Raw genomic sequence first — 15,185 nt, forward strand, 5'->3', positions numbered from 1 at the left:
GCTAATCAAGTACTAAAGGGGAGTGAGCTTCTATTGACCACTGGAACACCCGAAAAATGGCCGTGTGTCCGGAAGTTGCCACTCGCATCGCGGGATCGCCGCTTGCGTGGGCCTCGAGCTCATAAACCCGCCGGGGGATGACTGGCGATGAATAGGCCGATTCTACACCGTCTTCCTGTAGGCGCGAGCTTGCTCGCGCCTAAACAGCCAGGAGATATTCAGAACCATTGTTTAAAGGCCTTCAGATGTTGCGCCTCCTACCGTTTATCTTCCAATCACAGAAGAGGACGACGGAATGTCCACGCAACAGAATGCCCATCGCCTACGCACCGGGTGTTATTCAGAATCGGGCCGCGTGTACCTGATCACCGCTGTTACTTACCAACGACAATCAATTTTTCAGGACTGGCGCACGGGTCGCCTGCTCGTCAGCGAATTCAGGAAAGCTCAGGAAGACGGTGAGGCGACCTCGCTGGCCTGGGTCGTGATGCCTGACCATTTTCATTGGCTGGTCGAACTGCACAATGGCGACTTACCAAGGTTGATGCGAATAACCAAGTCGCGAAGTGCCCGCGCGATAAACAGGGCAAGGGGCTCCTGCGGGACGCTTTGGCAAAAAGGCTATTTCGACCGGGCATTGCGTCGTGAGGATGACTTGAAAGCAACGGCCCGCTATATCGTCGCGAATCCTTTGCGTGCAGGTTTGGTCGAGCACATTGGTCAGTACCCGCTATGGGATGCCATCTGGCTATGACCCATCTTCCCCTGTAGGAGCGGTAGCGCCCGATCCGTAAGCTCGTCAACCAGCCGCTGAAATCGCCGCCGGACGAACCAGCGTCACGGCCAGGGCGCTGGTCAGTATCGGGATCAAAAGGTGGGAGGGGGCAAGCCCCTCCAACATTTTTAGCTATTAGGCAGCAACCGGCACGTAATGCTCTTGATATACCGCGTCTCGACAATCGCCGGGTGCACCGGGTGGTCCGGACCCTGGCCGCCGCGTTCCAGCATCTGGATATTACGGTCCAGGTGGCGGGCGCTGGTCAGCAGGATGTTCTGCAGGTCGTCTTCGGGCAGGTGCATGGAGCACGAGGCGCTGACGAGGATGCCGTCCTTGCTGAGCAGGCGCATGGCTTGCTCGTTCAGGCGACGGTAGGCGCCTTCGCCGTTTTTCATGTCTTTCTTGCGTTTGATGAAGGCCGGCGGGTCGGCGACGATCACGTCGAAGCGCTCTTCGCTGGCTTTCAGTTCCTTGAGGGCTTCGAACACGTCGCCTTCGATGCAGGTCATCTTCTCGGCAAAGCCGTTCAGCGCGGCATTGCGCTCCACGCCGTCGAGGGCAAAGGCGGAGGCGTCGACGCAGAACACTTCACTGGCGCCAAAGGCTGCAGCCTGCACACCCCAGCCGCCGATGTAGCTGTACAGGTCCAGTACGCGCTTGCCCTTGGCGTACGGGGCCAGGCGGGCGCGGTTCATGCGGTGGTCGTAGAACCAGCCGGTTTTCTGGCCCTGGATCACCGGGGCTTCGAATTTCACGCCGTTCTCTTCCAGCGCCACCCACTCCGGCACCAGGCCGAACACGGTTTCGACGTAGCGGTTGAGGCCTTCGGCATCGCGCGCGGCGGAGTCGTTCTTGAACAGGATGCCGCTGGGCTTGAGCACCTGGGTCAGGGCGGCGATCACGTCGTCCTTGTGCGCTTCCATGGTCGCCGAAGCGATCTGCACTACCAGGATGTCACCGAAACGGTCGACGACCAGGCCCGGCAGCAGGTCTGAGTCGCCGTAGACCAGGCGGTAGAAAGGCTTGTCGAACAGGCGCTCGCGCAGGGACAGGGCGACGTTGAGGCGGTGCACCAGCAGCGACTTGTCGAGTGGCAACTTGATGTCGCGCGACAGCAGGCGGGCGCAGATCAGGTTGTTCGGGCTCATGGCCACGATCCCCAGCGTCTTGCCGCCGGCCGCTTCCAGAATAGCCTGGTCGCCTGCCTGGAAGCCGTGAAGGGGGGTGGCGGCCACGTCGATTTCGTTGCTGTAGACCCACAGGTGGCCGTTGCGCAAACGACGATCGGCGTTGGCTTTGAGACGCAGGCTTGGCAGGGACATGACGTCGCTCCGGAAAAAAGAGCGGGAGTATACCTTGTTGTGCAGGAAATGGCCGGGTAGCCGGATGTGCGGGAAGGTGTCGGGCAGTGCCTGATAAGGGGTAGAATCCCCGCCTAGCCCAGAGTGTGTACTTATGTCCCAAGAGCTTTCCGCCGAACAGATCCAACAGGCCCTGCAAGGCATCAGCGTGCCGCCTCAACCGCAAATCATGGTGGATTTGCAGATGGAGCAGTACATGCCCGACCCGGACCTGGAAGTGATCGCCCGGTTGATCGCCCAGGACCCGGGCCTCTCCGGGGCCTTGCTGAAAATCGTCAATTCGCCGTATTACGGCCTGAGCAACAAGATCGCCTCGATCCAGCGCGCAGTGAACCTGCTGGGCAGCCGTTCGGTCATCAACCTGATCAACGCGCAGTCGATCAAGGGCGAGATGAGCGACGACACCATCGTCACCCTCAACCGCTTTTGGGACACCGCCCAGGACGTGGCCATGACTTGCCTGACCCTGGCCAAGCGCACCGGCTCGCAAGCGGTCGACGAGGCGTATGCCTTGGGCCTGTTCCACGATTGCGGCGTGCCGTTGATGCTCAAGCGTTTTCCCAACTACATGGCGGTGCTGGAAGAGGCGTACGCCAACGCCGGCCCGGATTGCCGCGTAGTCGACACGGAGAACAACGCCTTCCACACCAACCATGCCGTGGTCGGCTATTACACCGCCAAATCCTGGCGCCTGCCGGAGCATGTGACCGACGCCATCGCCAACCATCACAACGCCCTGGCGATTTTCAGCGATGAGTCATCGCGTAATTCGCAACTGAAAAACCTGCTGGCGATCCTGAAAATGGCCGAGCACATTTGTTCGTCCTGCCGCGTGCTGGGTAACCAGGCGGTGGACCATGAGTGGAACGCCATCGGCCATCTGGTGCTGGACTACGTGGGCCTGTCGGACTACGACTTCGAAAGCATGAAATTGTCGATCCGCGAACTGGGCGCCCACTAAACCTGTCTTCAAGAGGTATACATGCCCGAGTTACCAGAGGTCGAAACCACCCGACGCGGGATTGCTCCGCACCTGGAAGGCCAGCGCGTCAGCCGCGTGGTGGTGCGTGAACGGCGCCTGCGCTGGCCGATCCCGGAGGACCTGGATGTGCGCCTGTCCGGGCAGCGTATCGTGCTGGTGGAACGGCGGGCCAAGTACCTGTTGATCAATGCTGAAGTGGGCACCCTGATCAGCCATTTGGGCATGTCAGGCAACCTGCGCTTGGTGGAAACCGGCATGCCGGCGGCCAAGCATGAGCATGTGGACATCGAGCTGGAGTCGGGGCTGGCCCTGCGCTACACCGACCCGCGGCGCTTCGGTGCGATGCTGTGGAGCCAGGACCCGCACAACCACGAACTGCTGATCCGCCTGGGGCCGGAGCCGTTGACCGACCTGTTCGATGGCGATCGCCTCTTCCAGTTGTCCCGTGGTCGTTCGATGGCAGTGAAGCCGTTCATCATGGACAACGCGGTGGTGGTGGGCGTGGGCAATATCTACGCGACGGAAGCGCTGTTTGCGGCGGGGATTGATCCGCGTCGAGAGGCCGGTGGTATTTCGCGAGCGCGGTATTTGAAGCTGGCGATCGAGATCAAACGCGTGCTGGCGGCCGCCATCGAGCGTGGCGGCACCACCCTGCGGGACTTTATCGGGGGTGACGGGCAGCCGGGGTATTTCCAGCAGGAACTGTTCGTCTACGGTCGCGGAGGCGAGGCGTGCAAGGTCTGCGGGAGCGAGTTGCGCAATGTGGTGCTGGGGCAGCGGGCGAGCGTGTTTTGCCCTAAATGCCAGCGTTGATTGCTGGGTGATGACCGGTATCGCCATCGGAAGCAAACCGTCTTCCACAGTTGACCAGGCTTCAAGATGAGGATGCGGTTGACTGTGGGGCGGGCTTGTTCCCGATGAGGCCCGCGGGGGCGCTGATAATTCTTCAGGCCTTACCGGTAATCTTCCGGTATTTCTCCATCAATTGCTCATGCGATTCCGGATGAGCTTCGTCCAGTGGAATGCAATCCACCGGGCACACTTGCTGGCACTGAGGCTCGTCGTAGTGGCCGACGCACTGGGTGCACAGGTTGGGGTCGATCACATAGATCTCTTCGCCCTGGGAAATTGCAGCGTTCGGGCACTCGGGTTCGCAGACGTCGCAATTGATGCAATCGTCGGTGATGATCAGGGACATGGGAACTCCTGCCAGGGCGGTCAGCCAAGGCATCTGAAAACTAATGCGCGCAATTGTGCCGCATTGGCGCTCGTAGTGCGAGCCTGTGGCGAGGGCGCTTGCTCCCGTTGGGGCGCAAAGCGGCCCCGGCTCTTTGCTTGACGAGGCTGGGACTGCTGCGCCGTCCAGCGGGAGCAAGCTCACTCACCACAATAATTCTTACTTCTTGAAGCGTAACGTCAGCGCATCGGCGACGGCCGGGTGCACAAATTTGGTGATATCGCCGCCCAAGGCCGCGATTTCACGGACCAGGGTCGAGGATATGAACGAATAACGTTCCGACGGCGTGAGGAACAGGCTTTCCACGTCCGGCGCCAATTGGCGGTTCATGTTGGCCAGCTGGAATTCGTATTCGAAGTCCGACACCGCACGCAGGCCACGCAGGAATACATTGGCGTTCTGCTCTTTGGCGAAGTGAGCCAGCAGTGTGGAGAAACCCACTACTTCCACGTTGGGCAGGTGCTTGGTGACCTCACGCGCCAGCTCCACGCGCTGTTCCAGGGGAAACAGCGGGTTTTTCTTGGGGCTGGCCGCGACTGCGATGATCACATGGTCGAACAGGCGAGAGGCGCGTTCGACCAGATCGCCATGGCCTTTGGTAATCGGGTCGAAGGTACCTGGGTACAACACTCGGTTCATCGCGTCGTCCTGGCGGAGTCCGTTGGGGAACCGGATGGTATCGCAGCCATCCCGGTCGGCCAAGTCGACTTATGTAGATAGATACCGTGAATACCCGGTTTTTTCATGCTGTTTTCAGACGTTCGGCCAACGCCGTCGCCAGTTGCGCCGTCAAGCCATATACCGACAATTGCGGGTTGGCGCCAATGCTGGTGGGGAATAGCGAGCCGTCGTGGATCGACAGATTACGCAGTTGGTGATGGCGGCCGAGGCTGTCGGCCACCGCGATTTTCGGGTCTTCGCCCATGGCGCAACCGCCCATTACATGGGCGCTGCCCAGCACGGTTCGATGCAGTTCCAGATTCAGACCGTCGATCAGCTCACGCGCTTGGGCCAAGGTGTTCACATAACGAGCGTCGTGATGCAGCGGCTTGACCGACTTGGCGCCGGCGGCGAACTGGATCTCGGCCATGCTGTGAAACGCCCGGCGCAGACCGTCCCAGGCGTAAGGTGAAACTTGATAGTCGAGCACCGGCGTGCCGTCCCCGCGCAAGCCCACGGTGCCGCCCTGGCTGTCGGGATGAAAGCCGTCGCGCAGCAACGCCAGCATGGCGTGGGTGTGGGGCAGTTGGCCCATATCCAGCGCGTTTTGCGTGCCATAGCCACCGAACAAGGTGCTGGCCAAACCTGGATGCAGAGGCGGCGCTTCAAGCTTGTAGGACATTTTCCCGGTAGTGCCGTCCTGCCATTGGAAGTGGTCGGAATAGATCGATTGCGGCGCGCCATAGAATGGGTTGATCACCTCATCGAACAGCCCGGCGGAAAAATTCACCAGATGCAGGAACGTACGCTTGCCCAGGCGCGAATGCGGGTCGGGCGCATCCGAGCGCATCAGCAATGCCGGGCTGTTGATGCCGCCGCCGCACAGCACGTAATGCCTGGCCTTGACCGTAATCCTGCGCCCGGTGGGGGCCACGCAGCGTTCGTCCATGGCCACGCATTCCAGGCTGCTGATGGTGTCGCCGCTGTACTTGAGATGTTCGGCACGGGCCAGGTAGAGCAGTTCGCCGCCTTTTTCCAGGGTGGAGGGAATGGTGGTCACCAGCATTGATTGCTTGGCGTTGACCGGGCAGCCCATGCCGCAATATCCCAGGTTGAAGCAGCCGCGCACATTGCGTGGGATCACGTGCCAGCTGTAGCCGAGCTTTTCGCAGCCTTTGCGAATTACATCGTTGTTGGCGTTGGGCGGCAGGGCCCAGGGGGCGATGCCAAGCCGTTGCTCCATCTTCTCGAACCACGGCGCCATCTCGGCGCTGCTGTGGCCTTTGACCGCATATTCGCTGGCCCAGTGGGTAAGCGTGGCGTCGGGCGTGCGAAAACTGGAGGTCCAGTTGATCAGCGTCGTACCGCCAACCGCCCGGCCTTGCAGGATCGTGATTGCGCCATCCTTGCTCATGCGGCCGATGCCTTCCTGGTACAGGCTGGCGTAGGCCTCATCTTCCAACAGCTTGAAGTCGCTGCTGGTCTTGAGCGGACCTTCTTCGATCAGCAGCACCTTGTAACCCGCGGCGCTGAGGATTTCAGCCGTTGTGCCGCCGCCGGCGCCGCTGCCGATGATCGCCACATCGGCTTCCAGGGTCAGGTCGTTGTCGAGGGCGGCGCCATTGTGGGTTTTCCAGCCGCGGGCAAGGCCGTCGCGGAACAGATCGGGTACGGGCATCAGGGTCGTCTCTTGTTTTTATGATGGAAGGTACGCATCAGATCTTCGGCGGGCCGGGGTAGCCGCAATGGGCCCAGGATCCCGGTCGGAAGTACCAGGCCATGATCACCAGCTTGAGCAGCGAACCCTGGCCCATGCGCAGCAGGTTCAGGTAGCTGTTTTCCCAGCGGTGCAGGAAATTGCGGATCTGCTCTGCACTGGCGTTTTCCCAACTGCCCCAGACCCCGGTCAGCGGCCCACGGGTGATGCCCATGGCCAATACATCGAACAGTTGCTGGGTGAGCTTGAACATCTCCGGCGACAGATGTTGCAGGCTGTAGTCGAGTTTCTTCAGGGTCTCTTCAATCCCGTCGGCCACTGCCTGGGCACTGGCCGCGCCTTCAAGCAGCACCGGGATGACCGCGCGCAGGAAGGGCAGGTCACTGCTGCGCAGCATGGCAAAGCCGCTGGCCGGGGTACTGCTGGAGCAACCGCTGAGGCTGGCGCCCAACCCGGCGGTGGCCAGAAAAGCGCTGGCGCACAGGCCGATTTTCAAGACGCCGCGCCGTGACAGCGCGGGTGATTCAGTCAGGCTGGGGTTCATTGTTTTTATTGTCCCGAAGGTGGTGATATCAACGGATAAACAGCTTTTGGATCAGCTTCTGGATCGATTTTCCGTAGGGCGGGTAGATCAACTTTGCCGCGTTCAGGCGCTGTTTCACCAGTACGCCTTTGGCCTTGCTGAATGTCAGGAAGCCTTCATGGCCATGGTAGTGGCCCATGCCTGACGGCCCGATGCCACCGAACGGCATGTCGTCCTGAGCCACGTGCAGCAGGGTGTCGTTCAGGCACACGCCGCCGGAATGGGTTTCGTGGAGCACACGGTTCTGTTCGCTCTTGTTGTAGCCGAAGTAATAAAGGGCCAATGGGCGAGGGCGTTGGTTGATGTAGGCAAACGCTTGGTCGAGACCGTGATAAGGCACAATCGGCAGCAAAGGGCCGAAGATTTCATCCTGCATCACGATCATGTCGTCACTGACGTCAAGCAGCAGGCTGTGGGCCATGCGCCGCGCCTGGCCCTGGTCAAACAGCGGAATCAGGGTGGCACCTTTGTCGGTCGCGTCTTTGACATAGCTATTGAGCCGAGCCAATTGGCGTTCGTTGATGACGGCGGTGTAGTCCGGGTTGTCGGCCAGGGTCGGATAAAAGCCGCGCACGGCTTGGGTGTAGGCCTGGACGAAACCCTCGACGCGATCTTCCGGCACCAACACGTAGTCCGGTGCCACGCAGGTCTGCCCGGCGTTCAAGGCTTTACCGAAGGCGATGCGTTCGGCGGCATCCTTGAGCGGTACGTCGGCGGAAACGATGGCGGGAGATTTGCCGCCCAGTTCCAGGGTGACCGGCGTGAGGTGCTCGGCGGCAGCGCGCATCACATGCTTGCCGATGCTGGTGGCACCGGTAAACAGCAGGTGATCGAAGGGCAGCTTGGAAAACGCCATGCCCACTTCGGCCTCGCCCAGCACCACGCACACCAGGTCCTCGGGGAAGATTTTCGCCAGTAGTGCTTTGAGCAGCTCACCGGTGGCCGGGGTCGATTCGCTGAGCTTGAGCATCACCCGGTTACCTGCTGCCAAAGCTCCAACCAGCGGGCCAATAGCCAGATACAAGGGATAGTTCCAGGGCACGATCACCCCCACCACACCCAGCGGTTGGTAGATGACTTTGGCCGAGGCCGGTTGAAAGGCAATGCCTACGGAGCGGCGGGATGGTTTCATCCAGCCCTTGAGGTGTTTGCTCGCGTAGTGAATGCCATGCAGGCTGGGCATCAATTCGGCGAAGAGGGTTTCGTCGGCGCTGCGGTTGCTGAAGTCCTGGCTGATCGCATTGATCAGCGCCTGGCGCTCGTCACTGAGCCGATCGCGCAGAGCCTTGAGCCATTGCTGGCGTTGCTCGGCCGGCGGCATCGGGTTGGCCGCGTACGCTCGACGTTGGGCAGCGAACAGGTGCTGGAGTTGATCCAGCTCCTGGGAATCTTGCAGGTAGGCAACGTTGGCAGACATGGCGCACTTCCCGACTATTATTGGAATGTACCATTTATTAGAGTCATTGCTCTAAATTGTCAAATAACATTGCAGCAACATGCGGATTTATCCTGGCAAGGATAGGCCGTAAGATGCCTCATCACGTGTACAGAAGCTGATCCCCTATGGCACCACGAGTAAAGACCAGCGAGCGCATTGTGCAAACCAGCCTGGAGCTTTTTAACCAGCAGGGCGAGCGGAGCGTCAGCACCAACCACATTGCCGCCCATATGGAAATTTCCCCGGGCAACCTGTACTACCACTTCCCTAACAAGCAGGCGATCATCGCCGTACTGTTTCGTGAATACGAAGCCCTGGTGGACAGCTTCCTGCGCCCGCCCCAAGGCCGCGCCGTCACCGTTGAAGACAAACGCTTCTATCTGCAGGCCGTGCTGGCCGGCATGTGGCGCTACCGATTCCTGCACCGTGACCTGGAACACTTGCTGGAAAGCGACCCGGAACTGGCCACCGGTTACCGGCGTTTCTCCCAGCGTTGCCTGACCCAGGGCGGCGCTATTTACCAGGGGTTTGTCGATGCCGGCATCCTCAATATGGACAAGGTGCAAACCGAAGCCCTGACCCTCAACGCCTGGATCATCCTCACGTCCTGGGTGCGTTTCCTGTGTACCACCAATGAAAACTCTGCCCACTTGAGCGCTGAAGCGATCAAGCGTGGGGTGTATCAGGTGCTGGTGCTGGAGGCGGGGTTTGTCACGCCCCAGGCGAAAGACGCGGTGGATGCGCTGTTCAAAGAGTTTTACGTGCCGTTGAATCAGGCACTGGAAGAAGTGAAGTAGGACCTTTCCCTAATCTGTTCACAGGAGTCCGTCATGCCGCTTGCGCAACTGATCAGCCCTCAGCAACTGGCCGAGCGCCAACAGCGTGGAGGGCTGGTGATCCTTGATTGCCGTTTTGCCCTGGAAGACCCCGACTATGGACTTTGCAGCTATGCCGAAGGGCATATCGAAGGTGCGCAATACGCTGACCTGGAGCGTCACCTCAGCGGCCCGGTGACGAAGGGCGTGACCGGTCGTCACCCGTTGCCGGCGGCGGACACCTTGGTGCAACAGTTGCGGGCGTGGGGCATCAACGCCGACACCGACATTGTGCTGTATGACGACGGCCCTGGCGCCTATGCCGCCCGCGCCTGGTGGCTGCTGGCCTGGCTGGGCAAGCGTGATGGTGTGTTTATTCTGGACGGTGGTCTCAAGGCTTGGCATGCGGCCGGTTTCCCGTTGAGCCTGGACGCACCGGTGATTGAGCCGGGAGCTTTTACCGGCACGCCGGACAATCATCTGCTGTTGGATGCCGAACATTTGCAAAAACGTTTGGGTGATCCGGGCATGACATTGATCGATGCCCGCGCTCAGCCACGTTTTCGCGGCGAAATGGAGCCCATCGATCCGGTCGCCGGGCATATTCCTGGCGCGCAATGTGCGGCATTCAGTGAAAACCTGGGCAGTGACGGGCGCTTCCTGCCGGCGGAACAGCTCAAGCAGCGTTTCGCCACGCAGTTGCAAGGTCGCTCGCCGGATGAGCTGGTGGCGTATTGCGGCTCAGGCGTGACGGCGTGTCACAACCTGTTCGCCTTGAGCCTGGCCGGTTATCCATTGGGCAAGTTGTATGCGGGATCGTGGAGCGAGTGGATTACCGATCCGACGCGTGGGATTGCGACCGGCGACTGAAGCTACCGAGGTAATTCCGATCGAAATTCAACCGCGTTGTGTCTGTAGCCACTGCGGGATTCGTCGTTCGAGGTAGTAACCCGGCTGTTTCAGCGAGCCGTCCACAAACCCCACATGCCCACCCTTGGCCAGCAGCTCGAACTCGGTGCAATCCGACAGTTCGCTGGCTTCGGGCAGGCTATGGGGGAACACGAAGGGGTCGTCGGCAGCCTGGATGATCAGGGTTGGCGTGCGGATTTCACCCAGGTAGTAACGGCTCGATGCACGGCGGTAATAGTCCTCGGCACTGAGAAAACCGTGCAGCGGTGCCGTCACCCGCCCGTCGAAATCCCAAAACGTGCGCATCTTTTCCAATGAGCCAAGCGCCTCCAGGGTTTTCAGCCCTTCAGCACGTCCATCCAATAGGAACCGGCTCTGCTTGACGCGGATGTAGGCCAACATTTCGCGCATGAAATGCTTTTGATAAACCCGGGAAAACCCCAGCCCAATGCGATCTGCGCACTGATCCAGGCGAAACGGCACCGATACCGCTGCTGCGCCTTGCAAGCCCGACAGTTCACCGGTTTCGCCCAGATGCTTGAGCAGCACATTGCCGCCCAACGAATAACCCACCGCATACAGCGGTGCCAACGGCCGTTTGGCGCGCAGGTGCGCAATCGCCGCCGCCAAATCCTCACTGGCACCCGAGTGATAGCTGCGTGCCAACAGGTTCGGCTCACCTGAACAGCCGCGCCAGTTCAACGCCACACTGGCCCAACCTTGCGCGGCGAGGGCTTTTTGCAGGCCGGCCACATAGGGTGAGTTGGATGAGCCGGTCAGTCCATGCAGCACCAGCACCAAAGGTGCCTGGGCGTCGTGGGGGCCATGCCAGTCGAGGTCGAGGAAGTCGCCGTCTTCCAGCCATAAGCGCTCGCGTTGGCGCTCGATGTGGGTGGTCGGGCGCCATAAAGGCCCCCACAGCGTTTGCAGGTGTGGGTTGCCGAGGCCGAAGGCGGGTTTGAACAGGTCGGAAGAAGGGGTCATGAGCACCTGCTCTGTAGGCGCGAGCGTGCTCGCGAAAAATCCAAGGTCACCGCGCGCTCCCTGTTTTCCGTGTCATCGTTGAGGATCTTCGCGAGCAAGCCCGCCCCTATACCAAACGGTGCCACAACGCGTAATACACCCGACCGGACTTCTGCTCTCGATGCAGGCGCCAGCTGCCCGGCAAGCCAAGGGTGGATGGTGCGGTCTCGCTTTCAGTGTAGATCCAGGCATCGGCTGCCAGCCATTGGCGTTCTTCCAGCAACGTGCAGACGGTCGGCAACAGGTTCTGGTTGAACGGTGGGTCGAGGAACACCACGTCGTATTCGCTGGCCGGCTGGTTTTCCAGGTAGCGCAATGCGTCGGCGGTCTGGACCTGGCCGGTGGTGCAGCGCAGGGTGCCCAGGTGTTCCTTGAGGCTGGACACCGCCACATTACTGGCGTCCAGCGCCTGGCCTTGGGCCGCGCCACGGGACAGGGCCTCCAGGAACAGCGCGCCGCTGCCGGCAAACGGGTCCAGCACCTTGGCACCGCCGATGTACGGCGCGAGCCAGTTGAACAGGGTTTCACGCACGCGATCCGGCGTTGGGCGCAGGCCCACGACATCGGGGAAGCTCAGCTTGCGGCTGCCCCATTCACCACCAATGATGCGCAGTTGGCCCACGCCGTTATGGACGTTGTGGACAGGTTTTTTCGGGCGAGATGAACTGGCCATTAATGCTCCGGAACCCCGAGCGGCTGCTCGGCGGGTTTATCAGTGGGGGGCGGTAGTGGCTTTTGCGCAATCGTCGGGCCGGCGGTCACGATGACCATCTTGTCGGCGCTCAAGTGTTTGTTCAAGGCAGCCTTGACCTGTTCTGTGGTCAGGGCCTGGGATTGTTTCATGAAATCTTCCAGATAGCTCAGCGGCAGGTTGTAGAAACCCATGGCGCCCAGCTGCCCGACGATATCGGCGTTGCTGGCCGTCGACAGTGGAAAGCTACCGGCCAACTCGCGCTTGGCATCATCCAGTTCCTTTTGCGTCGGGCCGGTCTTGAGGTAATCGGCCAGCACGTCTTCTACCAGGCGCAGGGTGCCGCCGCTCATTTCGGCGCGAGTCTGCAGGTTGATCATGAACGGACCGCGTACCTGCATCGGCGAGAAACCGGAGTACACGCCATAGGTCAGGCCGCGTTTTTCGCGCACTTCAGTCATCAAGCGAGTGCCGAAGCCGCCGCCGCCGAGGATCTGGTTGCCCAGGGACAAAGCGGCGTAGTCCGGATCGGCGCGGTCGATACCCAGTTGGGCGAACAGAAGATGAGTCTGCTTGGATGGAAACTCGATGTGGCTCAGGCCGGCTTTGGGCTCGGTTGGCTGGGCGATCCTGGCCAGGGCCGGACCTTTGGGTAGCGACGCGGAAACCTTGGCTGTCATGGCTTCGGCTTCGGCGCGCGTCAGGTCGCCCACCACCGCAATCACTGCATTGCCCGCGGCGTAAGCCTTGGCGTGGAACGCCTGCAGCTGGGCGAGGGTGATTTTTGGAACGCTCTCGGGCGTGCCTTCACTTGGATGTGCATAAGGATGGTCGCCGTAGAGGCGCTTGAACAGCTCCAGGCTCGCCAGTTTGCCGGGGTTTTGCTTCTGGTATTCGAAACCGGCAAGGATCTGGTTCTTGATGCGCGCCAGGGAGTCGGCCGGGAAAGTCGGCTTGCCGATCACCTGATCGAACAGCGCCAGGGCGGCTTCGCGTTTATCGCTGTCGCTCAGGCTGCGCAAGGACACCAGCGCCATGTCGCGGTAAGCGCCATTGCCGAAGTCGGCGCCCAGGCTTTCAAAGCCGCTGGCGATCTGGCTCACGTCCTTGCCCGGCACACCTTCGTTGAGCATGGCGTTGGTCATCAGCGCCAGGCCCGGAACGTCGCCGTCCTGGCTGCTGCCGGCGGCGAACAGGATGCGCATGTCGAACATCGGCAGTTCATGGGCTTCGACGAACAGGACCTTGGCGCCTTCAGCGGTGTTCCAGGTCTGCACATCGAGCTTGCGGTTGGTTGGCGCCTTGCCATCCAGCTCGGCCAGGGATTGCAGTGTGTTGCTCGATTGCGCCTTGTCCAACGCCTGGCTGGCGACGGATTCGCCTGGACGCAGGAAGTACACGGTGCCGGCGGCGATAAGGGTAATGACGATCAGGCCAGGAAAGATCAGGCGGCTGCTTTTGCGATCACTCATGAGCGGTCTCCTCGGGCAGAACATGGGCGACGCTCAGACGCTCGCGGGTGAAATAGGTGCGCGCGGCTTTCTGGATATCTTCCGGGGTCACGCTTTGCAACTCGGCCAATTCAGTGTCCATCAGCTTCCAGGACAGACCGACGGTTTCCAGCGAGCCGATGGCCGTGGCTTGGCTAGTGATGGAGTCGCGCTGGTAGACCACGCCGGCAATAACCTGGGCACGGATGCGTTCCAGTTCCTCGGCGGTCGGTGGTTTGGCTTTCAGTTCGTCCAGCAGGCGCCACAGGCCGGCTTCGGCTTGGGCCACGGTCTTTTTCTTCTGTTGGTTCGGCGTGGCCGTCAAGGTAAACAGGCTGTCGCCACGGGTATAGGCGTCGTAGCTGGTGGAGGCGGCGGAAACCAGTTCTTCACCGCGCTCCAGTTGCTCCGAAATACGCGCGCTATAGCCGCCATCGAGCAAGGCGGAGATCAGGCGCAGCGCTTGTACCGAGCGCTTGTCTTCGGCAGTCGCCAGGCCAGGTACGTTGAAGCCGAGGATAACGCTCGGCAGTTGGGTCTGCACGTGCATGGTCAGCAGGCGCTCGCCGGGCTCGGCCAGCTCCAACGGGATCTTGGCCGGTGGTACGTCACGCTTGGGAATCGGGCCGAAATAGCGTTGGGCCAGGTTTTTAACGTCGTCCGGCGTTACGTCGCCGACTACCACCAGGGTGGCATTGTTCGGCACGTACCAGGATTGGTACCAGTGACGCAGCTCCTCGACCTTCATGCGCTCAAGGTCTGCCATCCAGCCGATAGTCGGCGTGTGGTAGCCGCTGGCCGGGTAGGCCATGGCCTTGAAACGCTCATAGGCCTTGGACATTGGATTGTCGTCGGTGCGCAGGCGGCGTTCTTCCTTGATCACTTCGATTTCGCGGCTGAACTCATCGGCCGGCAGGCGCAGGCTGGCCATGCGGTCGGCCTCCAGCTCGAAGGCTACGCCCAGGCGATCGCGGGCCAGCAACTGGTAGTAGGCGGTGTAGTCGTCGCTTGTGAAGGCGTTCTCTTCGGCGCCCAGGTCGCGCAGGATCAGCGAGGCTTCGCCGGGGCCGACCTTGGCGCTGCCCTTGAACATCATGTGTTCCAGGGCGTGGGACAAACCGGTCTGGCCCGGGGTTTCATAGCTCGAACCTACCTTGTACCAAACCTGGGAAACCACCACCGGTGCGCGATGGTCTTCGCGCACGACCACTTTGAGGCCGTTATCCAGGGTGAATTCATGGGTAGGTTGTGGGTCGGCAGCGAAAGCTGAAAGGGGCAGACAAACTGTGCTGAGCAGCAGGCCTGCGGCGCGGCGGGCTAGAGCATTCATTCGTTTTTAAACCTGTTGGGCTGCCCGCTTGGTCTTAGCGTCGGCGGGCGAGGAGGTGCTAGGATACTGATCCGATTTGGGCACGGCCACTGCGGCGGTCATCTTGTCCCGGGTTCAGTCGTCGGAATTTTGGAATAGAACGTAGGTTTCACCGACGATCTTCCCTTTTTC

The 15,185-nt window shown here is 60.9% G+C and carries 15 protein-coding genes; 5 read left to right on the forward strand and 10 right to left on the reverse strand.

Annotated features, from left to right (window positions below; all coding sequences use genetic code 11):
* Window positions 1-295 precede the first annotated feature (295 nt).
* Window positions 296-754, forward strand: coding sequence for a transposase (locus EXW71_RS14780; protein ID WP_134659224.1), 459 nt, complete (start codon window positions 296-298; stop codon window positions 752-754).
* A gap of 149 nt (window positions 755-903) precedes the next feature.
* Here EXW71_RS14780 and EXW71_RS14785 read toward each other — a convergent pair whose 3' ends face one another.
* The gene (locus tag EXW71_RS14785; protein ID WP_134659222.1) at window positions 904-2,100 is read right to left on the reverse strand and encodes a class I SAM-dependent rRNA methyltransferase; all 1,197 of its coding nucleotides are present in this window, start codon (window positions 2,098-2,100) and stop codon (window positions 904-906) included.
* Between the two features lie 187 nt (window positions 2,101-2,287).
* Here EXW71_RS14785 and EXW71_RS14790 point away from each other — a divergent pair, with 187 nt between their 5' ends.
* A complete protein-coding gene (locus EXW71_RS14790) occupies window positions 2,288-3,100 on the forward strand; it encodes an HDOD domain-containing protein (protein ID WP_177421597.1) in 813 nt (270 codons plus the stop codon).
* Between the two features lie 21 nt (window positions 3,101-3,121).
* Window positions 3,122-3,934: a bifunctional DNA-formamidopyrimidine glycosylase/DNA-(apurinic or apyrimidinic site) lyase gene (gene mutM, locus EXW71_RS14795; protein WP_123717150.1), complete on the forward strand. Its 813-nt coding sequence runs from the start codon at window positions 3,122-3,124 to the stop codon at window positions 3,932-3,934.
* Window positions 3,935-4,067: 133 nt separating this feature from the next.
* On the opposite strand, the gene EXW71_RS14800 is transcribed toward mutM, so the two are convergent.
* From EXW71_RS14800 to EXW71_RS14820, 5 genes are all read right to left on the reverse strand, one after another.
* Window positions 4,068-4,319, reverse strand: a complete 252-nt coding sequence (locus EXW71_RS14800; RefSeq protein ID WP_123717151.1) for a YfhL family 4Fe-4S dicluster ferredoxin — start codon at window positions 4,317-4,319, stop codon at window positions 4,068-4,070.
* Between the two features lie 198 nt (window positions 4,320-4,517).
* Window positions 4,518-4,997, reverse strand: coding sequence for a pantetheine-phosphate adenylyltransferase (coaD, locus tag EXW71_RS14805; protein WP_003176711.1), 480 nt, complete (start codon window positions 4,995-4,997; stop codon window positions 4,518-4,520).
* A gap of 103 nt (window positions 4,998-5,100) precedes the next feature.
* Window positions 5,101-6,696 (reverse strand): GMC family oxidoreductase, encoded by a 1,596-nt coding sequence (locus EXW71_RS14810; RefSeq protein ID WP_134659220.1) that lies wholly within the window; start codon window positions 6,694-6,696, stop codon window positions 5,101-5,103.
* Between the two features lie 37 nt (window positions 6,697-6,733).
* Window positions 6,734-7,279, reverse strand: a complete 546-nt coding sequence (locus EXW71_RS14815; RefSeq protein WP_134659218.1) for a twin-arginine translocation pathway signal protein — start codon at window positions 7,277-7,279, stop codon at window positions 6,734-6,736.
* A 28-nt stretch (window positions 7,280-7,307) separates the two neighbouring features.
* The gene (locus EXW71_RS14820; RefSeq protein WP_134659216.1) at window positions 7,308-8,735 is read right to left on the reverse strand and encodes a coniferyl aldehyde dehydrogenase; all 1,428 of its coding nucleotides are present in this window, start codon (window positions 8,733-8,735) and stop codon (window positions 7,308-7,310) included.
* 146 nt (window positions 8,736-8,881) lie between these two features.
* On the opposite strand from EXW71_RS14820, the gene EXW71_RS14825 reads away from it, so the two are divergent.
* Together EXW71_RS14825 and EXW71_RS14830 are read left to right on the forward strand one after the other, a co-directional pair.
* Window positions 8,882-9,553: a TetR/AcrR family transcriptional regulator gene (locus tag EXW71_RS14825; RefSeq protein WP_123717155.1), complete on the forward strand. Its 672-nt coding sequence runs from the start codon at window positions 8,882-8,884 to the stop codon at window positions 9,551-9,553.
* 33 nt (window positions 9,554-9,586) lie between these two features.
* On the forward strand, window positions 9,587-10,441 hold the full coding sequence (locus tag EXW71_RS14830; RefSeq protein ID WP_134659214.1) for a sulfurtransferase: 855 nt from the start codon (window positions 9,587-9,589) through the stop codon (window positions 10,439-10,441).
* A gap of 27 nt (window positions 10,442-10,468) precedes the next feature.
* Here the strand turns inward: EXW71_RS14830 and EXW71_RS14835 are convergent, their stop codons facing one another.
* The 4 genes from EXW71_RS14835 to EXW71_RS14850 form a co-directional block, all read right to left on the reverse strand.
* Window positions 10,469-11,464, reverse strand: a complete 996-nt coding sequence (locus tag EXW71_RS14835; protein ID WP_134659212.1) for a hydrolase — start codon at window positions 11,462-11,464, stop codon at window positions 10,469-10,471.
* Window positions 11,465-11,570: 106 nt separating this feature from the next.
* On the reverse strand, window positions 11,571-12,176 hold the full coding sequence (rsmD, locus tag EXW71_RS14840) for a 16S rRNA (guanine(966)-N(2))-methyltransferase RsmD (protein WP_134659210.1): 606 nt from the start codon (window positions 12,174-12,176) through the stop codon (window positions 11,571-11,573).
* Window positions 12,176-13,666, reverse strand: a complete 1,491-nt coding sequence (locus tag EXW71_RS14845; protein ID WP_134659208.1) for a pitrilysin family protein — start codon at window positions 13,664-13,666, stop codon at window positions 12,176-12,178. The genes rsmD and EXW71_RS14845 overlap by 1 nt, the downstream gene beginning before the upstream one ends.
* Window positions 13,659-15,014 carry a pitrilysin family protein gene (locus tag EXW71_RS14850; protein WP_134659206.1) on the reverse strand — a complete coding sequence of 452 codons (1,356 nt, stop codon included), beginning with the start codon at window positions 15,012-15,014 and terminating at the stop codon, window positions 13,659-13,661. Before EXW71_RS14850 ends, EXW71_RS14845 begins: the two co-directional genes overlap by 8 nt.
* Window positions 15,015-15,185: the final 171 nt, after the last annotated feature.

This window comes from Pseudomonas sp. BCA17, assembly GCF_004519405.1.
GTDB lineage: Bacteria > Pseudomonadota > Gammaproteobacteria > Pseudomonadales > Pseudomonadaceae > Aquipseudomonas.